Source organism: Moorena sp. SIO4A1 (assembly GCF_010672065.1).
Taxonomy (GTDB): domain Bacteria; phylum Cyanobacteriota; class Cyanobacteriia; order Cyanobacteriales; family Coleofasciculaceae; genus Moorena.
The window spans coordinates 1-2,431 of sequence record NZ_JAAHHX010000287.1; the positions used below are offsets into that span (position 1 = coordinate 1).

Below are 2,431 nucleotides of genomic sequence, written 5' to 3' on the forward strand. Positions count from 1 at the left end.
AGAAAGGTTTACGTAGAGTGAGTTGACTGGAAATTATCAGTTAACAAAAACTACTCATGCCCAGGGAGTTTAAAATATCGTTTAAAATTAAGGACTTTGGGATAGGAACACCCTTTTTATTAAAATAAGAATGTGAGGCTTATCCATCCTTATCATCAATCTAATAGGCACAGCTATACAGGTAGAGGGTAATTAATGATTATTAATAACCTAGATTTTGCTCGGGAATATGCTCAGGAAAACTGGATTATAGGCGGTCGAATTGCTATAGCAAATACTAGAACACTTGCTAGAGCTGACGTGGCATTAGCAGAGGCTGATGCATTCGCTGATGGCGATCAAACCTCAGCAGTGACTGATACTGATGCAAGAGTAATAAATAGCAGGTTTTCTAAAAAGAGCATCGCCAGGGCGAGTGCTGATGCTGAGGCTAAGACTAGGAAAGGACTTTTCCGGGCTAAGTCTGACAGTATATCTTTGTTTTTCGGTAGATATAGATAATACTGATTTTGGTAAATCCAGGTATAAATCAATAAAATTTTTCGGTCATTTTCGGTAATAGGTAAGGGAAACTAGGAGATGGGCGATAGGAACTTTAGTTACCATCGCCTACCACCTAGCCCCTAACTTGGTAATGAGGAGGGAATCGAATTAGGAATGAAGGGTAAAAGATTTTCATTCTTGTTTTATATTGAGCCTAAACTCCCTAAACTCATTGGCATAGTTTTGGAATAGAGGAATTTTTGTTGATAGTTAACAGTTGAGGCTTGGTAGAGGGAAGACCTGTCTGTGCAGCAGTAGAACAGTTAACGGTCAACACTCAACACTTAAAACTCCACAATGCAGATTCAGCAGGTGCAGCTCAAGCGTAACACAAGGCTGATAGCCGATTAAGAGCCATGTTTAATTTAATCAGCAGAACATTGACATTTCTTCCTCGTGTAAGCCGAATTACAGAGAGGTTCAAAGACAGGTTTACACAGAGGTTAAAAAAGCCGATCACACAGAGCATCACACGGAGCATCACAGATAGCATCCCAGACAGCACCACACAGAGCACCACACAGAGCACCACACAGAGCACCACAGACACAGACAGCACCACACAAAACACCACACAGAGCATTACAGACACAGACAGCACCACACAGAGCATTACAGACACAGACAGCACCACACAGAGCATTACAGACACAGACAGCATTACAGACAGCATCACAGACAGCATCCGAGAGAACCGTAGTTTAATTACTAGTTCAACTGGCACTACAAACTATTCTTCAAACTATTCTTCAAGAACCATCAGAAACAATAGCCTCACTATCAATGGCAACGATAGTAGTAGGATAGTAACTAACGACTCACAAACAAATAGCAGTTCATGGACTAATCGCTGGAGTTCAAGCAGTAGCGATCGCTTAATCAGTGGTGTGAGGGCAGGTGTAGGCTCCAATGTGATGAGCATCACTACTATTAATGGCAATAGTACAGTGCGGGGTACTCAAGGCAATGATGAACTAACTGGCGGAGATGGGGACGATGTCTTGATTGGTGGCTTTGGTACGGATACTCTCACAGGGGGAAACGGTAGCGATACATTTGTGCTGGGATTGGAAACAACTAGTCCGATAACTGACCCCTTTCTAGCTGATGTAATCACTGATTTCAATACTGCTGACAATGACAAGATTGGTTTAACTGGGGGACTATCTGGGGAGGACATCCTACTAGAGGTATTAGATAGCAATGGTGATGGCATTGTTGATGCCACTTTGGTGAAATTCAATAACGATATTCTAGCTGTAGTCCAAGGAACCGTGGATGGACAGAGTGCAAGCACCCTAACTGATGCTGATTTCATCACAGTATCTGATCCAATTTTAGCATAAAATTGATAAGTAGTCGGAATCACCCCATCCCTTACATCTGTTAACTCATATATTGCCCGATTACCCCATCAGCTAAAATCTGAGCAAATAAAACCTAACCATGACTATTCTTTCTAGAGCATCCCTTGAACCACAAGAAATTACTGAGTTTCTGAAACGAGAAATCCAGCTCAAAGACGTCTCTGAGAAAATTTTGTATCAAAAAGTCATTAATCGAGCTGCCGTCGAAAGAAACTTAACCGTCACCGCCGAAGAAATTCAGGAAGAGGCAGATAAATTCCGTCACGAAAATCGCTTGGAGAAAGCTTCAGACACTCTAGCTTGGCTAGCGGATAATATGATTACTTCCGATGACTGGGAAGCCGGAATTCGCCAGCAATTGCTAGCTAAAAAGTTATCCAAGTGTCTATTTGATAAAGACGTAGAAAAGTTTTTTGGTCAAAACCGACTAGATTTTGACCAAATCTTGCTTTATCAAATCCTTGTAGAAAACGGTAAACTTGCCCAAGAACTTTTCTATCAAATTGAAGAAAAAGAAATTA

The 2,431-nt window shown here is 41.3% G+C and carries 4 protein-coding genes and 1 pseudogene; 3 read left to right on the forward strand and 2 right to left on the reverse strand.

Annotation, left to right across the window (positions count from 1 at the left end):
- Positions 1 to 195 precede the first annotated feature (195 nt).
- Complete coding sequence (locus F6K53_RS37355) at positions 196 to 501, forward strand: hypothetical protein (protein WP_293084668.1); 306 nt, start codon at positions 196 to 198, stop codon at positions 499 to 501.
- A 361-nt stretch (positions 502 to 862) separates the two neighbouring features.
- On the opposite strand, the gene F6K53_RS37360 is transcribed toward F6K53_RS37355, so the two are convergent.
- Both F6K53_RS37360 and F6K53_RS37365 read right to left on the reverse strand, forming a co-directional pair.
- Positions 863 to 1,267, reverse strand: a complete 405-nt coding sequence (locus F6K53_RS37360; RefSeq protein ID WP_293084671.1) for a hypothetical protein — start codon at positions 1,265 to 1,267, stop codon at positions 863 to 865.
- An 18-nt stretch (positions 1,268 to 1,285) separates the two neighbouring features.
- On the reverse strand, positions 1,286 to 1,465 hold the full coding sequence (locus tag F6K53_RS37365; RefSeq protein WP_293024691.1) for a hypothetical protein: 180 nt from the start codon (positions 1,463 to 1,465) through the stop codon (positions 1,286 to 1,288).
- Between F6K53_RS37365 and F6K53_RS37370 the strand changes: the two genes are divergently transcribed.
- Positions 1,458 to 1,889, forward strand: a complete 432-nt coding sequence (locus F6K53_RS37370) for a hypothetical protein (protein WP_293084674.1) — start codon at positions 1,458 to 1,460, stop codon at positions 1,887 to 1,889. The two genes, F6K53_RS37365 and F6K53_RS37370, sit on opposite strands and share 8 nt — an antisense overlap.
- A 100-nt stretch (positions 1,890 to 1,989) precedes the next feature.
- A pseudogene (locus F6K53_RS37375) lies at positions 1,990 to 2,431 on the forward strand (peptidylprolyl isomerase); the annotation flags it as partial.